The sequence below is a fragment of the Niabella aquatica genome, assembly GCF_054779315.1.
Map to the genome: position 1 here is coordinate 89,838 of NZ_BAAGYM010000013.1, position 20,051 is coordinate 109,888.

A 20,051-nucleotide genomic window follows, 5' to 3' on the forward strand; every position below is an offset into this window, starting at 1 on the left:
GATCTTCTTCAATCTTTTCAAAACACAATAATGAAAAATATTTATTTAATCGTATTGCTCTTTGTTGTTAATTGGGCGTCTGCACAGGCAACCAAAGAAGAAATATTCAATAATATAGAAAAAACAGCAGGCGTTTATTTTGCCTATCCCGAAAAAGAGATCCGACCTCAAACACCCGTACCTGCAGGTTATGAGCCTTTTTATATAAGCCATTTTGGCCGCCATGGTTCCCGCTACCTGATAAGCGATGATGAATATAAAAACATGATAGATCTTTTTGAAGCTGCTGAAAAAAACAATGCCTTAACAGGCCTGGGTAAAGAGGTACTTAAAAGATTGAAACAGCTATGGAAAGAAGTAGAGTGGAGGGGCGGCGATCTTTCTCCGTTGGGTATCCGGGAGCAGAGAGGAATTGCGGAGCGGATGTATAGAACTTACCCGGAGGTATTTACCAATGAGAGTAAAATGGCGGCATGTGCTACCACTATTGTTCGCTGTGTGCTTAGCATGGATGCATTTTGTGAGCGTTTAAAGGAGTTGAATCCTTCCTTATCCATATCCCGTAATTCAGGAATGAAATGGCAGCGCTATCTGAATCATCATACAAAGAAAGCAATTGCTTATCGCTCCGCAGATGATACATGGAAACCAGGATACAAACAGTTCGAGAGCGCGCATGTTCATCCTGACAGGTTAATAAAGTCTTTGTTTACCGGTAAAAGCTTTTTGGCTAAAAGCCCGGAAACAGTGATGTGGGCATTGTTCGGTATTGCCGGAGGAATGCAGAATGTAGAAACAAAAGGTTCTTTCTACGATATTTTTACGAAAGATGAGCTGTTCGATCTCTGGCAATGTAAGAACTATAAAACATATGTAAATGATGCTAATAGCGCATTAAGTAAGGGCATTATGATGGATAATGCCAAACCACTGCTGAGAAGCATTATCGACAGCGCTGAACAGATCATTGCCAGTAAAGGAAAAGGCGCCGATTTTAGCTTTGCGCATGATGGTAATATTATCCCACTGGCTATGCTGCTGCATTTAGACGGAACTTATAACAGTGTATCTGATGCGGTGAATGTTTATAAGGCCTGGTGTGATTTCAAAGTGGCGCCTATGGCGGGAAATATACAGATCATTTTTTTCCGAAAGAACGATTCAAACGATATTCTTGTAAAATTTTTGCACAATGAGAATGAAGTAAGTATCCCACCTGTAAAAACTGATCGGTATCCTTATTATCACTGGAAGGATATAGTTCAATATTACAGGGGTTTATTACAGGATTTTAGCTTTTAAGGAAAAAATGTACCGGGAGGGTATAGCCACAGGCGCAACCCGCGGCGATGTAGTTCAATTTTTTCATAGCTGAGTTTTCCGATAGGAATTGTATATAAGCCGTGGACGCGGCATCACACGCGGCGATACCTGCAGGCTGCGGCTCGCCTGGAAAAAGAAAAGTTGAAATAATGCATAGACAGAGTGAGGTTCCTCCGGTTTTTTCAAACCAGAGCTACCCACTCCTTTTGGAAGGACCGTGTTCCTTTTTTTGCGTTTATAAGTGATATTCATTCATGCAGCGTAAAATTTTCACTAAATAAATTTTAATGTGTACTTAATACATATTATATTTGACCTTGAAAAATATACGCCTGCAGGCAGGCATTGCTTGTAAAAAATATAACGATTGAAAATGTCAGTAATTCTACAAAGGCAAAAACCGCGATTGTCATTAGCCCAGATCATTAATATGAGCATGGGATTTTTAGGTATCCAGATGGCGTTTGGCCTGCAAAACGGGAACGCCAGCAGAATATTAGCTAATTTTGGTGCAGATGTGCACCAGCTCTCGTGGTTCTGGCTGGTAGCTCCTATTACCGGGTTGATTGTACAGCCTGTAATCGGTCATTTTGGCGATCATACCTGGTCTGAAACCTGGGGCAGGCGAAAGCCTTATTTTTTAGTTGGCGCTATTCTGTGCGCTTTAGGGCTGGTATTTCTGCCCAATTCAGCGAGTGTTACTGCTTTTATCGGGGCTAATGTATTACTGCTGGCTGTGGTATTTTTGGCATTAATGGACGCTTCGGTAAACGTATCTATGGAGCCCTTCAGGGCATTGGTAGGAGATATGCTGCCCAAAGAGCAGGGAACTTTAGGTTTCGGTGTACAAACTATATTAATTGGCATTGGAGCGGTAATAGGATCTACCCTGCCATCATTGCTTACCCGAATAGGTATTTCCAATGTAGCGCCAGTAGGATTTGTACCGGATAATGTTATCTATTCGTTTTACGTAGGTGCTTTTATTTTGCTGCTTACCATAATTTACACTATTGTCACTACCAAAGAGTACTCACCTGCCGATTTCAGAGCTTTTGCTAACAAAGAAGCCGCTGCAGAGAATAAAGCCCGCTTTTCAGATATTTTTAAGGATTTTGCAAAGATCCCCTCTAATATGTGGAAATTGGGTTGGGTGCAGTTCTTCAGCTGGTTTGCCTTGTTTACTATGTGGGTATTTACCACCAGTGCCATCGCTACGCATCATTTTGGCTTAAGCCCTGCCGACACGCATTCGGCTGCATTTAATAAGGCCGGTGACTTTGTAAGCAACCTGTTTGGCCTGTATAACTTATTCGCTATTCCTTTTGCCTTTATATTAATACCACTGGCTAAAAAAATAGGCAAAAAGAAAACGCATGCACTGGCCTTGTTAAGCGGTGGCATTGGCCTGATATTATTGTATAGTATCAAAGATACAGGCTATTTATGGATCAGCATGCTGGGTATTGGTTTTGCATGGGCAAGTATTTTGGCAATGCCTTATGCCATGCTGATAGAGAGCATTCCGCAGCACAAGATGGGCATTTATATGGGCATTTTTAATTTCTTTATAGTGATACCGCAGATCATTAATGGAATAGTAGGAGGACCTGTTGTAAGAAGCGTTTTTAACAATCATGCTATTTACTATCTTGTAGTAGCAGGCGTGTTAATGATTATAGGTGCTATATGGGTACTGATGATCAGGTTTTCAGAGGAAAATAAGGATTAAATTTTCATCCGTAGTTAAAATCAATAATATTATACAAATGAATAAATATTTTTTTACTGCATTATTGTTTTTTGTGTCCATTGTTTCTCATAGTCAGCAGGTAAATGTTTATCCTGCTCACTGGTGGACGGGTATGAAATGGAATAAAGTGCAGCTGATGGTCCGGGGTGACAAAATCGGGGATGCCATCCCTGTGATCAAAATGGCTCCCGAAGGTATGGAGCTGGCTGCCGGCGTGAATTTAAAGAGAATAGAGCGCGTGGCTAACAAAAATTATGTATTCCTGGATATAGAGATATCGGAGCGTGCAAAACCCGGCTGGATCACACTGCCATTCATTTCAAAAAAAGGATTTAAGTATGAGCTGAGGCCACGTCGCAGCGGCAATGGTACAGAGTATGCCAAAGGGGTAACTTCGGAAGACCTGTTATATCTTATTATGCCTGACAGGTTCAGCAACGGGGATGAAACGAACGACCGGATAAAAGGGATGCGCGACCAGACTTTAAACCGGGATACTGTTTTTAACCGCCATGGCGGTGATTTAAAAGGTATACAAAATCACCTGGATTATTTACAGGACTTAGGGGTTACCGCGCTTTGGTTAAATCCCGTAATTGAAAACGATATGCCGGAACGTACCGAGCATGGATATGCTTTCACCGATCATTATACTATAGAGCGCCGGATTGGCGGCAGTAAGGCTTACCACGAACTGGCGGATGCCGTTCATGCAAAGGGTATGAAAATAATACAGGATGCGGTATATAATCATGTAGGTACCGAGCATTTTTTGTTTAAAGATCAGCCGGACAGTACCTGGTTTCACCGCTGGCCTAAGTTTACACAAACCAGCTATAAAGATCAGGTGCTTTTTGATCCTTACGCGTCGGAAACAGATAAGAAGCTGATGGAAAAAGGATGGTTCGTTCCTTCTATGCCGGATTGGGATCAAAGCAATGAAAAAGTGCAGCAGTTCCTGATACAGCATGCTATATGGACGGTAGAAGAGTTTGGTATAGACGGCTGGCGCGTAGATACCTATGCGTATAACGACCTTGAATTTATGAACCGGTGTAACCAGGCTTTGTATGATGATTTTCCGCGCATTACCATATTTGGGGAAACGTGGGTGCATGGGGTGCCTAACCAAAGCTATTTCTGCGAGAATAATTATACAAACATTCCTTTTAAAAGCAATCTGCAGGCCACCACCGATTTTCAGACCCTGTTCTATGGCATTCAGCCAGCGCTGACAGAACGTTTTGGCTGGACGGATGGAGTAAACAAATTATATACTACCCTGGCACAGGATTTTGTTTATAAAGATCCTATGCGGCAGGTGATCTTCTTGGATAATCATGATATTGCGCGCTTTTACAGTGTGCTGAACGAGGATACAGCAAAGTACAAGGCTGCTTTTGCATGGCTGCTAACATCGCGCGGTATTCCGCAAATGTATTATGGTAGTGAGATTTTGATGGCAGGCACCACATCGCCTAATGATGGTTATGTACGTAAGGATTTCCCCGGGGGCTGGAAAGGGGATGCCGATAATAAATTTACAGCAGCCGGCAGAACAGCTAAGGAGCAGTCCTTATTTTCTTACATAAGAAAGATAGCGAATTTCAGGAAAAGCTCATCTGCTATAAAAACCGGAAAGCTCATGCAGTTTGCTCCTTATGATGGTATATATGTTTACTTCAGGTACGATGATAAGCAAACGGTAATGTGCGCGATGAATACCAATGATCAACCTGCTGCCATTTCATTGGATAGATTCAGCGAACGATTAAATGGATTTACATCAGGTAGAAATATTGCTACTGATCAGCCTGAATCACTGAAAGATTCATTGCAGCTGCAGCCTATGACTACTTTGGTAATGGAGCTGAAAAAATAGGATTCTGAAAGCATAAGGTTTTCAGCGTCCGGTAAAACGGAAATTGGAACATTGTGCCCCAATGATTCGTTCAGATGAAGATTATTGAAACGGAGGGTTAATCAAATCCTACCGGTATAGTCTGTACCATTTTTTTAGCAACCGGCTTTTCACGATAGATCGCGGGCGACCATTTGGGCATCTGTTCCATCTTTTCCACTAATACCGCATTAAAATAGGAATCCACACCTTTTAAAACTTTAAAATTTACAGGCACCCCGTCTTTGTCTATAATAAATTCAACCTGTGCATACGCTTTTGTAACGCTGTCGGGCAATACCTTTACCATATCTTTTCCTAACTCTTTAAGATAAGCAGCAAAAGCTTCGCTGCCGCCGGGGAACTGCGGCCATTTGGCAACTGCGTCAGCTACAAAGTCTATCTGGCGGACAACTGGTTTATGATTGCTTACAGGGCGGACTTTAGGCTGAAATTTAGGCAACTTGGGAAGTGCTTCGCTCACTATATATTCGCCGTTGTCTTTGATCATTACAATAGGAATTTGCCGGTACTTTTCAAAGTAGTCGTAAGCATCTTCCATCTTATCCGAGAACTCTTTTAACTGCTGGTTATCTTTGGTAAGTTTAGCCAGGTATTCATAGCTTTTCTTTACATCATATTTGATAGGAAAAATGTGTACCGGTATAAAATCGAGGCCTGCTGATTTGCTGCTGGCAGTTAATACATACAGTTCCCCGATCTGGTCATCCTGGATAGGGATACAGCCCACCGTAGCACAGCCGCCATGAATGTAAATATCTCCCCCAGGTTTTACAGGATCGCTCAGCACTCTATCCGACGCATTAGGATAGTTAAGCCCCAGGGATAAATAATAAGTGCTATTCGGGTTAAAATGATTAATATGGTAAAAGCCTTCGGGCACCTGATAATCGCCTTCAAATCTTTTGGGCCCCAGCGTGCCTACCAGGGCGCATACCTTATATATTTTAAGCAACTTATAGGGCTCACTGATGGTGTTCTTTACCCATACCTCTAACTGGCTGTCATATTTAAATGACCGGATATACATATATTTTGCAGGCCATTGCAGGTTTTTAGCTTCAAATAAGGCTTTTAAATTCGCTTCTTTACGGGCAAAAGTTTCGCGCGGACGCTGAAATCCCATCTGGTAAGTTACAAAAGAGGAGTAGGGAGGAGTACTGATATAAGAGGTTTGCGCCTGTAAAGTAAAGCTGTTGCTTAAAACAAGGATAATCCAAAAAATATTTTTCATCGTCTGAAAATAATATAGCCTATTAAAAAGATAAAAACAAAAAGACCTGTTAAAAGATATTAAGTATTTACAGTAAATGCAAAATTAAAAGATAACCTTCAAAGTTTGCCTAAGTAAATGTTATAAATCCTGGTGATGCAGTACTGTTGCCTTCCTATCTTTGCGCCATGCAAAAAATTGGAATTTTAGGCGGCGGACAATTAGGCCGTATGTTATTGCAGGCAGCAGCTAATTACCCGGTAGAAACTTATGTGCTGGAAAATGACGGATATTGCCCCGCAGCTCATTTATGCCATTATTTTACAAAAGGGGATATAAAAAACTATGATGATGTGTACGCGTTCGGAAAAAAGCTGGATGCCGTTACTATAGAAATTGAAAACGTAAATATTGATGCGCTGGAGCAATTGGAAAAGGAAGGGGTAAAGGTGTTTCCTAAACCTTCTGTGCTCAGGATCATTTGCAGTAAGGCATTACAAAAGAGCTATTACTCTGAACATAAGATACCAACTTCGCCCTACCTGCTTACACATAGCATAGATGATCTTGCGCAAAATATCGCTTTTTTACCCGCTGTACACAAGCTTGCAGAGGGTGGCTATGACGGGAAAGGAGTGCAGGTAATAAATGATGAAAGCGAAATAACGAAAGGTTTTGATACATTAAGCGTACTGGAAAAAAAGGTGGATATTAAAAAGGAGATCGCTATGATGATTGCTGTGGGCACAGACGGTAAGATGACTTTATATCCACCTGTAGATATGGTATTTGATCCAGGTCTTAACTTGCTGGCATATCAGCTTTGCCCTGCCGAACTGGACCAGGAGGTATATTTTAAGGCGGAAGCTATAGCGCTTTCTGCCATAAGGAACTTTAATTCACCCGGTATTTTTGCCGTAGAAATGTTTGTAACGCCTGAAGGTGATGTTTTGGTGAATGAAACAGCTCCCCGCGTACACAACAGCGGCCATCATACGATCGAAGCGCATTACAGCTCGCAGTTTGATATGTTATGGCGCGTAATGCTAAACTATCCCCTGGGATGTACCGATGCTATAATGCCATCATTAATGCAAAATATTATTGGTGCTGAGGGGTTTAGCGGTGAGGCATACTATGAGGGGCTGGAAGAAATGTTGAAAATAGAAAACGCCTTTTTTCATATTTATGGAAAAAAGGATACAAAACCCGGGAGGAAAATGGGGCATGTAACTATAGTAAGCCATGAAAAAGCTGATCTGCTGCATAAAGCTAACAGGATCAAATACAATTTATCTGTGATTGCGAAGAAATAATATTTTAGTTATGAGGGATCTCCTGGCGATTAATAAAAAAAATGCGGACTGAATCGGTAATACGTAGCACTCTTATCCTTTTTTCCATTTTATCCCGCAGCCAATGGCTTTGGTTTGGGTAGTAGGCACTTCTTTTTGAGCAAGGAGCGCATCAACAGCATCTTCTACATACCTCTTTTTTTTCGGATTTGAATTTTCTGTGTCATTGTCAATAGCGCCGGCATAGTGTAAGGTGTAATTGCTCCCTGTTGTTGCAATAATAAATGTATGAGGTGTATTGGTAGCGCCAAATTGTTTGGTAATCAACTGGTGCGGATCGCTTAAATAAGGAAAAGTAAATCCTTTTTCTTTCGCCCTTGCCTGCATTTTCTCGTAAGTGTCTGCAGGCTGGGCTACAGGGTCGTTCGCATTAATAGCCAGTACCGGGAAGCCCACACCTGCATATTTTTTATCGAGCGCTAAAATTCTTTGCTGGTAAGCCTTGGCATAAGGGCATTCGTTACAGGTAAAAACAAGAATAAAGCCTTTAGCACTTTTATAATCGCTGAGCGCTACATTTTTCCCGTCAATATTTTTTAAGGAAAAGGGTTTTACTGCATCGCCTATGGCATAACCGGCAGTATTTTGTGCAATGATTGCTAAAGCGAAAAATGCCGGTAGCACCAGGAAAAGTATTTTTTTCATAATCCTTTATTTTATACTTTATGACTACTGTAGCGAGTTAAAAGTGTCGAGCAGCTGTTTGTAGCTGAATTCCTGCTCAAAAAACTGCGCTGTATTTTTTACCCTGTTAATAAAAGCCGTTGCCGGTAAAGCCCCCGACCATTGTGGGGAGATGCGGTTTATATACACCTGTTGGTCGGTTTCGTTCAATAAAAAAACTTCAGACGTCAGTTTTCTTTTTTCAATAAAAGGGATCACCTTTTTTTTGTACTGCGACGGAAAATCGAGGCTTACCAATAATACTTTCACCGGCTTGTTTTTATTGGCTTTCTGAAGCTGATCGAAATAAGGCAATTCTTTAATACAAGGTGCGCACCAGGTAGCCCAGTAATTAATCACATAAAAAGTGTCTTTGCCATTGCTGATCCGTTTTTCCAGATCATCCAACCTGATAAGTTGTACTTTTTGTGCGTTTACATGCAATGATATCAGTAAAATAAAGATCGAAATAAATCCTTTCATCATTATTCTCAATTAACCGATAACAAAAATACCTTTATTTATAACGAATGTTTTACCGGGATATTGTAATTGATGATTTTATGATCATAAAAACAGGCGGAAATTAAAATAATAGGCGGGCTTTTCAGCAGGAAGTTCAGATTTTTAACGTCTTATGTAAGTTCCCTGCTTAATTTTAAAGCTCAACGATATTTGATGATTGTACAACCTATTTGCAAAATTATTATAAGCGCATCGCTTGTATGCTTATTTGCCGCTTGTGGATCGAAAAAGGAAGATGCCAGGGCCAAAGCCGGGCAACAGCGTGCTATACCCAAACTGGAAGGATATATTGTTGCTACTGAAGCTTTCGCTGAACTGGTTGAAGTGCCGGGATCTATAGTGGCCAATGAGGTTACTGAAATACGCCCGGAAGTATCGGGTCGCCTGGTGCAACTCAATATTTCGGAAGGGAAACCAGTAGGGAAGGGCACTTTACTTGCCAAGATGTACGATGGTGATTTACAGGCTCAGCTAAAAAAACTACAATCCCAGCTGGCGATCGCTCAAAGTAATGAAACCAGGGCCTCCCGTTTGCTCGAAATTCAGGGAATCAGCCGTAACGATTATGATGCCACAGTTCTTAACCTGAACAATATACGTGCTGATATTGATGTCATTAAAACACAGATATACCGTACTGAGGTGCGCGCCCCTTTCAGTGGAAAGCTGGGGCTTAGGAATATCAGTCCCGGTGCTTACGTTACACCGGCTGATGTGATTGCCACCATCAACCAGGTGAGTGATTTGAAACTGGATTTTTCTATTCCCGAAAAGTATATAAGCCAAACGGGCATAGGTCAGACGGTGAGTTTTACAGTGCAGGGCAGCGATCATGTGTATTCGGCAAAAGTGTATGCTACCGAATCGAATGTGGGGGTATCAAACAGGAGCCTTTTGATCAGGGCCAGGGTGCAGGGCCGAACTACCGGCCTGGTTCCCGGAATTTTTGCCAAAGTAAAAATAGGATTTGCCCCCAATAACAACGCTATTTTTGTGCCTTCTCAGTCTGTGGTTCCTACTATAAAAGGAAAGCAGGTTCTTGTATACCAGGGTGGTAAAGCGTTGTACCAGGATGTGGAAATTGGAGCCAGGGATTCGGCGAGGGTAGAAATAATAAAAGGACTGAAAGCCGGAGATACGATTTTGACCACTGGCATTATGACCACAAAGCCGGGATCAAAAATAGAAATAGGCAAAATTATAAATAAATAGCTGATAGTTTGTGATGGATAGTCGGTGTATGAATATGGAGGTCAACGAACCTTTCCTATGAGCTATGAACCATTTAATCATTCACTTCTGAAATGAATATTGCTGAATTAAGTTTACGGAGGCCGGTGCTTGCAATAGTAATGAACGTTGTTATTATTGTTTTTGGAATAATTGCCTTTAATTTCCTGGGAGTAAGAGATTATCCGGCTATTGACCCACCTAACATTGGTGTACGTACCACTTATGCCGGAGCTAATGCCGATATTATCGAATCTCAGATCACTGAGCCTCTTGAAGATGCGATTAACGGTATCCCGGGCATCAGAAATATAACATCAAGCAGCAGCAACGGAAGCAGCAGCATTAATGTAGAATTTGATGTAGGCGTTGATCTTGAAGCGGCTGCCAATGATGTACGCGATAAAGTAGCTGCCGCTCAAAGACAGTTGCCGCCCGACCTCGAATCTCCTTCATCTGTGAGTAAGGCCGATGCCAGCGCTGAGCCCATCCTTTCAATGACGGTGCAGAGCGATACCAAAAATCCGCTTGAGTTAACGGAATATGCTACCAATATCCTGGTAGACCGGCTGCAAACTATTCCGGGGGTAAGCAGTATTGATACATGGGGGGAAAAGCGCTTTGCCATGCGTTTGTGGCTCGATCCTAATAAAATGGCTGCTTTTGATGTTACTCCGGAAGAAATACGGCTGGCGCTTAACCGAGAAAATATCGAGCTTCCTTCAGGAAAGCTTTCGGGAGACAATACCGAGCTTACGATAAGAACCTTCGGGCGCCTGGATACCGAAGAAGAGTTTGCGGGTGTCATTATCAAAAATGTAAACGGGAGTGATATCCGTATAAAAGATGTGGGCAGCGTGGTGCTGGGCCCTGAGAACGAAGAAAGCGCTTTAAAGGAAAGTGCAGTGCCTATGATCGCGCTGGCAGTAATACCTCAGCCAGGTGCTAACTATGTATCTATCTCTGACGAGTTTTACAAACGCCTGGAAGAAATCAGGGAAGAGGTGCCACCTGATATCAAATTGAACATTGCACTGGATCAGACGGAGTATATTAAAAAGTCTATTCTTGAGGTAGAAGAAACCCTGCTTATAGCCATCGGGCTGGTAGTATTGATCGTTTATCTTTTCTTCCGCGACTGGCTGTTGTCCATCAGGCCGCTGATCGATATACCGGTATCGCTTATAGGGGCCTTCTTTATCATGTACATTATGGGTTATACCATTAATGTGCTTACATTACTGGCTATTGTACTGGCAACGGGGCTTGTGGTAGATGATGGCATAGTGGTAACAGAAAATATATTTAAAAAACTGGAGCAGGGCATGAGTAAACGCAAGGCCGCCCTGGAAGGTTCGAAGGAAATTTATTTTGCAGTAATCGCCACTTCTATTACGCTGGCAGTGGTGTTCCTGCCCATTGTTTTTTTGGAAGGCTTCGTGGGCCGTCTTTTCCGTGAATTTGGAATAGTGGTTGCCGGTGCCGTGCTCATTTCAGCTTTTGTGTCGCTTACGCTTACACCGGTGCTCAATGTATTTATTTCAAAGAAAAATGTACACGATCACTCGTGGTTTTACAGGAAAACAGAACCTTTTTTCACCGGCATGGAAAACTTTTATGACCGTACCTTAAAAGGATTTATGAAATGGCGCTGGATGGCCTGGGTGATCATTGCTGCCTGCTTCGGGATCATTTATGTGATCTTTACCAATATTCAATCTGAGCTGGCACCTATGGAAGATAAAAGCCAGTTCCGGCTGAATCTTACTGCGCCGGAAGGCACCTCATTCCTCGCAATGGATCAATACGTAGATAAGGTGTCTCAGTTCCTGATTGATTCGATCCCTGAGAAGGAAATTGTTCTGTCTATAACAGGTTCCAGGATGAGCGGGTCTGCCAATACCGGAATGGTAAGGGTAAGGCTTGTAAAGCCCAATGAGCGGGAACGTTCGCAAAAGGAGATCGTAGATTATGTAAACCGGCATGTTTCTCAATTTACCGAGGCAAGGGCATTTGCTATACAGGATCAAACGATACAGGTAAACAGGCGGGGAGGGCAGGCGGTTCAGTTTGTTTTGCAGAATAATGATTTTAATAAATTGTCAGAGGTACTTCCCGAGTTCCTGGAAGAAGCGAATAAAAGTAATATCTTACAACAGGTAGACGCTGATCTTAAATTTAATAAACCGGAGCTCAGGATACATGTAGACCGTCTTAAGGCTGCACAATTAGGGGTTTCTATTGCCGATGTTTCGCAGGCTTTACAAACGGCATACAGTAACCAGCGGTTGGGGTATTTTACACGTAGCGGTAAGCAATACCAGGTAATGGCGCAGGTAGACCGTATAGACCGTGATGATCCTGAAGATCTGAAAAAGATCTTTGTACGTAATAATACAGGGCAATTAATCAGCCTTGATAATATTACCAATGCGGTAGAATCCACCACACCACCTACCATTTATCACTTTAACCGGTATAAATCAGCTACTGTTTCAGCGGGGCTTACTGAAGGGCATACGGTAGGTGACGGCGTAAAAGAAATGGAAAGGATTGCCCAGAAAGTGCTGGATGAAACCTTCACCACTTCACTCACCGGTTCTGCACGCGATTTTGCAGAAAGCAGCGGTAATACTATGTTTGCGCTGTTACTGGCCATAGGCCTTATTTACCTGATCCTGGCTGCACAGTTCGAAAGCTTTATCGATCCGTTTATTATTATCATTACAGTGCCGCTGGCCTTTGCCGGCGCCTTTCTCTCATTGTGGATATTTGGTCAAACCTTTAATATTTTCTCGCAGATAGGAATGATTATGCTGATCGGCCTTGTAACCAAGAACGGGATATTGATCGTGGAATTTGCCAATCAAAACAGGGCTAAGGGTAAAGGTAAACACGAAGCAGTAGTGTACGCCGCCGGGCAGCGTTTACGGCCTATTTTAATGACAAGCCTGGCCATGGCTTTAGGCGCCCTGCCTATTGCCTTGTCATTAGGTGCTGCTGCCACCAGCCGAATTCCTTTGGGTATCGTAATAGTGGGCGGTATTGTATTTTCGCTTATACTTACCCTATATGTATTACCGGCTATTTATACTTATATGGCGTCTAACAGGGAAGTGAAAACTTTTGAGGAGATTTTGGTAGATGAGCAAAAGAAAATGGATCTGCCGGATAATAAGGAACAGGTTGATATAAAAGAGTAGATTTAGTCATCAGCATTTGATATAACAGCATGAAATCAGCATATATTAGTAAGATTTGTTTAGGAATGCTTGCCACTGTTGTTGTATTCACCAGTGTCCGCAGCCAGCGCATCCTGACATTGGAGGAAGCAGTTGCTACCGCATTGCAAAATAATTATGATATCCAGATTGCTAAAAACGATTCGTTGGTAGCTGCTATTGATTATAGCTATCGCAATGCCGTTTTCCTGCCAGCGGTAAATGCAGATGCCAGTAGAACCTTTAATAACAATGCCCAGCGCCAAACCCTGGCAGATGGTACAGAACGTAAATCATCGGGGATACGCTCCAATAACTTACAGGCAAGTGTGGGCCTCGACTGGGTGCTGTTTGATGGTTTTAAGATGTTTGCGACCCGGGAAAAATCTGCAGCTTTACTGCAAGCCGGATCGTACAGCATAAAGGAGCAGGTGGTCAATACTATTGCACAGATCATTACTACCTATTATAATATTGCCAGGCAGCAGCAACAGGTAAGAGCTACCGATGTGCAGATCCGTTTAAATGACGACAGGGCCCGTTTGGCACAATATAAGCTGGAGATCGGCAGCGGAGCCAAACCCGATGTATTGCAAAGCAAAGTAGACCTTAATGCGCAGAAAGCATTAAAGATGCAGCAGGAAACACTGATCGGGCAATTAAAGCAGCAACTGATACAGGCTATGAACAGCAATATCAGAGAGCATGAGTTTTCTATTCCGGATACGATCCCTTTAAATAACGTCATTGCATTAGGTGATATTCAGCAAAGCCTTGAGAAAACGAATCCTGCTCTTTTACGGGCACGCTCGGGTATAGATATTGCAAAATATACACTGAAAGAGACCAGGGCAGGTATGTGGCCTACCATCGCTTTTGGTTCAGCTTACAACTACAGCCGAACCATCAATAAAAGAGTTTTAAATAATTTTTCCACTTTATTTAACCAGTTAAACGGCTATAATTATGGCTTTACTGCCACGATTCCTGTTTTTAACCAGTTCAGGGTACGGCGGCAGATAAAACAGGATCAGCTGAGCATCCGGCTGCAGGAGCTGAATTATGATAACCAGCGCTCGCTGATCGGCCTGTCTGTGATCAATGCATTTAAAGATTACCAGCAGCAACAAAAATTTCTGAGCCTGGAGGAAGAGAGTATCCGCCTGGCAGAGGAAAATGTAAATATTGTATTTGAAGCCTATAAGCTGGGCGCCGCTACCTTGGTACAGCTTAGGGAGGCACAATTAAGTCTTGCCCAGGCATACGACAGGCTGATAGCAGCGCGTTATAATTTAAAGGTAGCGGAAACAGAATTACTGAGGCTGAAGGGAGATATTGTAAAATAATTGTAAGCAATTATTTTTTATTACACCAGGCTGATATCCGTATAAAATAACTTTATCAGAATAAAGAATGATTTTGATAAAAACTGAGTATTTTGCTTCTCAGGATACAGTCGTATTGTGCATTTAGCAAACCCCGGGTAGCACGGTCCAGATTATTCTTTGCGGTAAGATAATCAATAACATTTCCAACACCTTCATTAAACCTGGCCTCTGCGGCTTCAAAAGATTTCTTATAGGCGCTTACCTGCTGTAGTAAGGTTTTGTAGCGGTCTATAGCTGTTTGCCTGTTCAGCGTAGCCTGGTCAATATTCTGCTGCAGCTGTCTCTTGGTATCGGCTGCAGTGACTTCGTTGCGTTGTACCTCCAACTGCGCCTGCTTGATTTTATTTCGCTGCAGCAAAGCATTAAATAGCGGCACTCTTAAAGTAACGCCCAGCGAGGAATTAAGATTATTGTTCAGCTGGTCTTCAAACGTAATACGGGATTGCGCATAATTATATTGCTTTTCAAATACGGGCACCTGCCGGTCGTTTACAAATACATAATTTTCTGATGGCGCAAACTGTGTGTTTAACAGGCTGCTCTGCGTGGCAACGCTTGAATACTGTGTGTAAAAGTTGCCGCCCAAACTTAAAGTGGGCCATAGGCCTCCCTTAGTAGCTTTTAAGGCTTTTCGAGCGCTTTGTGTCCTAAGGTCTACCGCTTTTACAAGCGCCAGATTGTGCAGGGCTGTTTCGTAAACAGATTTTCGGTCAGGCAGTGGCAGAGATAACACATCAGCGTCAACTTTTTCAAAAATGATGGTTTCGTCATAAGGGGTATTCATTAGGCGGAACAGGCTGAGCTTTGCAGATTCCAGATAGTTATGATTATCAGTTATGGCCAGTTCATCGTTGGCGTATTGGCCTTGCAGATCAGAAAGATCTGATGGCTTAACAGCACCTTCATTATTTAAGGTGGTCAATCGTTCTACCTGTTTGAACGACAGTGCCGCCTGCTCTTTCAGCATAGCCGATTGCTCTGTAAGACTTAACACCTGCAGGTAAGCCAGAATAATATTGATTGTCAGGTTATCTTTTTGCTGCTGTAGTTCCATCTGCGAAGCCCGCCAGCCCAGACCAGCCTGTTTCATTGAATTCATTTTTGACAGGCCACTGAACAATATGATACCACTGCTCAGGCTATAGCTGGAAGCATTAAATGATTGTGTGACTGGTGAATTGGTGAAGGGATCAATGCTGCGTCCCTGATTGATGCTGTAACCTGCCTGGCCGTTCAGATCGGGTAAAAGATTGAGCTTTGCCTGTTTGTAATTTAACTTTTCTGATTCTTCGGCAATGCGGCGCTGCTCAATATCAAAGTTTTTTTCGATACCTGTTTCCACACACGTCCTTAACGTCATAATCTTCTGCGCTTCAATAATAGTAACAGTATGCAACATCAATATCGCCAACAGGAATTGTATTTTCTTTTTTCTGTTTTTTTTCATCCGTAAATAATTTAAGCATTACTGATCATGCCGTCCAGCAGGTTTACAATCCGGTTCCCATAAGCGGCATTCTTTTCTGAATGTGTAACCTGTATAATAGTCATGCCCTCTTTATTCAGCTGTTTAAACAGTTCCATAATTTCTTCTCCCTGCTTAGAGTTGAGATTACCGGTAGGCTCATCTGCTAACAGCAGCCGGGGTCTTGCAATCAATGCACGGGCAACACCCACTAATTGCTGCTGGCCGCCCGATAACTGGGCGGGAAATAAATCTTTCTTCGCTACGATGTTGAACCGGTCCAGGATGTCGGCCACCATCGCTTTTCTTTCGCTGCCTTTTACATTCTGATACAATAAAGGCGTTTCTATGTTTTCATATACGGTAAGTTCATCTATTAAATGATAAGCCTGAAATACAAAGCCGATATGCTGTTTGTATAAGCTGGCTTTTTGTTTTTCTTTAAGCTGGTGCACGGATGTGTCTAAAAAATTGTATTCGCCTTCGTCAAAGCCATCCAGCATACCTATAACATTTAGAAGTGTTGACTTACCGGAGCCCGAAGGGCCCATTACAGAAACGAACGCTCCTTCTTTTATATCCAGATGAATGTCTTTCAATAAAAAAATACGTTGGTTGCCGTTGTTTACCCACTTGTATATCCCTTTTAACTGTACCATGATTTTATTTGATATTATGATTTATTTGTTTGTTTGTTATTGCCGGTTTCGGGGTTACACATATGAATATTCTGTTTACTTTTCTTATCTCTTATCACCTGCCATTTGTAATTCATCGGTCCCTATAGGGGTATGAATCCTTTCGAACATCCTGTCATTATTCACCAATAACTATTCGTTTCGTAATGCCTTGACGGGGTTTGCCGTAGCAGCTCGTCTGGCATTCAGGCATACTACTATTAATGCCAGCAATAAAACCAGTAACCCTACTATTATAAAAATCCACGCACTGATCTCAATATGGTAGGTGTATTTTCCCAGCCAGTGATCCATAAGCCACCAGGTAAGCGGTAAAGCGATGATAAATGAAATTAAAATAAGCTTTAGAAACTGGCTGGATATTAACAGCAAAACCTGTTGTACCGTTGCACCCAGCACCTTCCGGATACTGATTTCCCTGAAGCGTTTTTCGATGGTAAAAGATGCCAGCCCCGCCAAACCAATACAGCAAATAAAAATCGCAAGACCTGCAAAAATATTTGTGAGCTTACCGATTAGCGCTTCTGTTATGAATTTCCTGCCAAATTCTTCATCGGCAAACTGGTATTCAAAGGGGTATGCAGGATTGTATTTTTTAAATACAGATTCAATAAGCGGCAGCGCTTTTTGCGGCAGCACGTTCCCGCCCAGCCGCAATGAAATTACGCTGGTGGCACTTGGGTTATAAAAAGTAAACATGGGATCCACCGGCAGGAAGGGCGATTCCATGATTACATTCCCGGTGATGCCAATTACCGTATATTTTTCATCACCAAAGCGTAATTCTGTTCCCACAGGTTTTTCTAATCCCATGGCTTCTACAGCAGCCTTATTAAGCAGTATAGATCCTGAGTCAGAAGGCATGCCTTCAAAATCGTGCCCCTGCAGCATTTTGATTCCCATTGTACGGGTAAAATCCACATCCGTGCGGATTCCTGAAAAAATAATACTCAGGTCCGGTGGTTTCCCGTTCCAGTCAGGAGCACCCATTTTCCACTGCACCTGCGTAATGGGTGAGTTAGAGCGTGTAACGAATTGTACGGTACGGCTTGCCGTGAGCTCCTGCTTTATGGCCGTAAAATTCTTTTGGATATCATTGGTTGCCGGGATCATGATCAGGTTATTGGCATTATACCCTATATCTCTGTCCCTGATGTGCTGCATTTGCTGGTATACAATAACGGTAGCTGAAATGAGCAATATAGAAGCTACGAATTGTATTACCACCAGAAAATGCCTGGGCAAAGCGGCGTTACGGCCAAACCGGAATGTACTTTTCAATACTTTTACAGGGCTAAAGGAAGATAAATATAAAGCCGGGTAGCTGCCTGCTATGACACCGGTAAATACAACAATTACAAGAGACCCCAGCCAGAAATAGGGCTGACGGACGTCAAGAAACAGTTGTTTATTTACCAGTGTATTAAAAGCCGGCAGCAGTAAATAAACAGTAATGATGGAAAGTAAAAAGGCTGCCGCTACCAAAATAACCGACTCACAAAAAAACTGCATGATCAATGCTGGTTTACTGCTGCCCAGTGCTTTACGGATACCGACCTCCCTTGCACGCTTTTCGGAACGGGCCGTCGAAAGATTCATGAAGTTCACGCAGGCGATTAATAAGATAATAATAGCCACAATGGTAAACAGCCGCACATATTCGATCATGCCGCCGGTATTCTTGCCATTCTTGAATTCGCTGTACAGGCGCCATTTGCTCATGGGGAAAGTGAAGTAGATGCTTTTGTCCTGGGGGTCATGTTGCTTTTTTATTGCATTAATGGCCTTATTTATCTGATTGATATCAGTGCCTGGCACCGCCTGCACATATACGCGCCAGGATGAATTAACCCATTCATTCATCAGGCGTTTCAATTCTGGATCTGCATAATTAAACGGACGGATAAAATCGAACTGAAAGCTGGAATTGCCCGGCGGGTCAGCAACAACAGCCGTGACTTTTGCATTCCTGTTTTCCTCTTCCACTCTTATGACCTTATTCAGGGGATCTGCATTACCAAACATTGCCTTTGCTGCAGATTGTGTCAATATTATAGATGCCGGATCGTTGATTGCTGTGGCAGGATTGCCTTTTAAGAATTTCCAGGAAAGCATGCTGAAAAAATGCCCGCTTACTGTCAGGCCGTTTTTTTTAAATGCGGTGTTATTATATTTAAGGATCAGGTCATAATCGGATGTGGTGACCACGGCATTTTTTACCAAAGGGCTTGTTTGCTCAATAGCCTGTGCAAGAGGCAGCACCATATTGTAATCCGTAAAAACACCATCTGTAAATTCACGGTTGGCAATTACCACGGAAATATTATCATAGTTTACATGAAACTTATCGTAGGTCCGTTCATCCCGTACCCATAACAGGATAAGAATTGTACAGGTGATGCCCAGGGTTAGACCCAGCAGGTTGGTAAATGCAAAGCTTTTATTCCTGAGCAGGCTGCGCCATGCGGTTTTAAAATAATTTTTTATCATAATATGAGTATAAAGTGTTAGGATCTGAGCGCTGAGTATTCAGACGTTATTGCCTATTTAAGTCTTTTATTAATTCGTTATCTATTTTAAGATTCATTTATTCATTTCATAAGCTTCCTCTTCCATTCCGATCGACAAGCCGGAAGGGGAGGGAGCGGATTTATTCCGTTCTCAAACTCTTTACCGGGTTCATTAACGCAGCCTTTGAAACTTGTAAGCCAATAAGTAAAATGGTGATCAGCGCTAAACCAAACACTGAGATAATAAAAGGCATAGCGCCTATCTTTACCCGGTAAGCATACTCCTGCAGCCAGCCGTTCATCATGAGGTAGGCGAGCGGGCAGGCTACCAGGCCGCCGGTCAGGATTACTGCCAGGAACTCTTTTATAAATAAAATAAGAACGCCTATAACCGATGACCCTAATACTTTACGGATGCCGATCTCTTTAGTGCGGCGTTGAATATTTAAAGATACCAGCCCTGCTATGCCCAGTAACACAATGATCAATGCCAGTGTTGTTGCTACATAAGAAGCCTTTTTTAACCGGATCTCTGATCTATATAAGGTGGCCAGGGTTTCATCCATAAATTTGTATTCAAAGGGTGCCCCGTTCATAACTACAGCCCATTTTTGCTGCAGCGCACTAATGTTTGGAGAAAGATGGCCCGGTTTTATTCTGAAAGACAGGTAGCGATAGATATTGGCAAATTGTACGTTGGCCATTATGATCGGCATTACTTTTTGCTGCATAGAGCCAAAATGAAAATCGTTCGTAACTCCGCTGATAGTAAAAACCGTAGGATCA

At 42.5% G+C, this 20,051-nt stretch carries 14 protein-coding genes; 7 read left to right on the plus strand and 7 right to left on the minus strand.

The annotated features are described in order from the left end of the window. Window positions 1-30 precede the first annotated feature (30 nt). The 3 genes from ACYVBM_RS11495 (at window position 31) to ACYVBM_RS11505 (ending at window position 4,958) form a co-directional block, all read left to right on the plus strand. Window positions 31-1,302, plus strand: a complete 1,272-nt coding sequence (locus ACYVBM_RS11495) for a histidine-type phosphatase (protein WP_460685803.1) — start codon at window positions 31-33, stop codon at window positions 1,300-1,302. 394 nt (window positions 1,303-1,696) lie between these two features. Further along, the gene (locus tag ACYVBM_RS11500) at window positions 1,697-3,055 is read left to right on the plus strand and encodes an MFS transporter (RefSeq protein ID WP_460685804.1); all 1,359 of its coding nucleotides are present in this window, start codon (window positions 1,697-1,699) and stop codon (window positions 3,053-3,055) included. Window positions 3,056-3,092: 37 nt separating this feature from the next. After that, window positions 3,093-4,958: a glycoside hydrolase family 13 protein gene (locus ACYVBM_RS11505; RefSeq protein WP_460685805.1), complete on the plus strand. Its 1,866-nt coding sequence runs from the start codon at window positions 3,093-3,095 to the stop codon at window positions 4,956-4,958. Window positions 4,959-5,055: 97 nt separating this feature from the next. Here ACYVBM_RS11505 and ACYVBM_RS11510 read toward each other — a convergent pair whose 3' ends face one another. Beyond that, window positions 5,056-6,231, minus strand: coding sequence for a L,D-transpeptidase family protein (locus tag ACYVBM_RS11510; RefSeq protein WP_460685806.1), 1,176 nt, complete (start codon window positions 6,229-6,231; stop codon window positions 5,056-5,058). Window positions 6,232-6,398: 167 nt separating this feature from the next. On the opposite strand from ACYVBM_RS11510, the gene ACYVBM_RS11515 reads away from it, so the two are divergent. Further along, the gene (locus ACYVBM_RS11515) at window positions 6,399-7,526 is read left to right on the plus strand and encodes a 5-(carboxyamino)imidazole ribonucleotide synthase (protein WP_460685807.1); all 1,128 of its coding nucleotides are present in this window, start codon (window positions 6,399-6,401) and stop codon (window positions 7,524-7,526) included. Window positions 7,527-7,598: 72 nt separating this feature from the next. Here the strand turns inward: ACYVBM_RS11515 and ACYVBM_RS11520 are convergent, their stop codons facing one another. Continuing rightward, window positions 7,599-8,210 carry a thioredoxin family protein gene (locus tag ACYVBM_RS11520; RefSeq protein ID WP_460685808.1) on the minus strand — a complete coding sequence of 204 codons (612 nt, stop codon included), beginning with the start codon at window positions 8,208-8,210 and terminating at the stop codon, window positions 7,599-7,601. Window positions 8,211-8,234: 24 nt separating this feature from the next. Beyond that, on the minus strand, window positions 8,235-8,714 hold the full coding sequence (locus tag ACYVBM_RS11525) for a TlpA disulfide reductase family protein (protein WP_460685809.1): 480 nt from the start codon (window positions 8,712-8,714) through the stop codon (window positions 8,235-8,237). Window positions 8,715-8,906: 192 nt separating this feature from the next. Here ACYVBM_RS11525 and ACYVBM_RS11530 point away from each other — a divergent pair, with 192 nt between their 5' ends. From ACYVBM_RS11530 to ACYVBM_RS11540, 3 genes are all read left to right on the plus strand, one after another. Then, window positions 8,907-9,965: an efflux RND transporter periplasmic adaptor subunit gene (locus ACYVBM_RS11530; protein WP_460685810.1), complete on the plus strand. Its 1,059-nt coding sequence runs from the start codon at window positions 8,907-8,909 to the stop codon at window positions 9,963-9,965. A gap of 92 nt (window positions 9,966-10,057) precedes the next feature. Next, window positions 10,058-13,186, plus strand: a complete 3,129-nt coding sequence (locus tag ACYVBM_RS11535; RefSeq protein WP_460685811.1) for an efflux RND transporter permease subunit — start codon at window positions 10,058-10,060, stop codon at window positions 13,184-13,186. A gap of 29 nt (window positions 13,187-13,215) precedes the next feature. Next, window positions 13,216-14,550, plus strand: coding sequence for a TolC family protein (locus tag ACYVBM_RS11540; RefSeq protein WP_460685812.1), 1,335 nt, complete (start codon window positions 13,216-13,218; stop codon window positions 14,548-14,550). Between the two features lie 55 nt (window positions 14,551-14,605). On the opposite strand, the gene ACYVBM_RS11545 is transcribed toward ACYVBM_RS11540, so the two are convergent. The 4 genes from ACYVBM_RS11545 to ACYVBM_RS11560 all read right to left on the minus strand — a co-directional run bounded on the left by ACYVBM_RS11545 (window position 14,606) and on the right by ACYVBM_RS11560 (window position 19,969). After that, the gene (locus tag ACYVBM_RS11545) at window positions 14,606-16,039 is read right to left on the minus strand and encodes a TolC family protein (RefSeq protein ID WP_460685813.1); all 1,434 of its coding nucleotides are present in this window, start codon (window positions 16,037-16,039) and stop codon (window positions 14,606-14,608) included. Window positions 16,040-16,050: 11 nt separating this feature from the next. Beyond that, window positions 16,051-16,716: an ABC transporter ATP-binding protein gene (locus tag ACYVBM_RS11550; RefSeq protein WP_460685814.1), complete on the minus strand. Its 666-nt coding sequence runs from the start codon at window positions 16,714-16,716 to the stop codon at window positions 16,051-16,053. 171 nt (window positions 16,717-16,887) lie between these two features. Further along, the gene (locus ACYVBM_RS11555; protein ID WP_460685815.1) at window positions 16,888-19,245 is read right to left on the minus strand and encodes an ABC transporter permease; all 2,358 of its coding nucleotides are present in this window, start codon (window positions 19,243-19,245) and stop codon (window positions 16,888-16,890) included. Between the two features lie 160 nt (window positions 19,246-19,405). Further along, the gene (locus ACYVBM_RS11560) at window positions 19,406-19,969 is read right to left on the minus strand and encodes an ABC transporter permease (protein WP_460685816.1); all 564 of its coding nucleotides are present in this window, start codon (window positions 19,967-19,969) and stop codon (window positions 19,406-19,408) included. Window positions 19,970-20,051 lie beyond the last annotated feature (82 nt).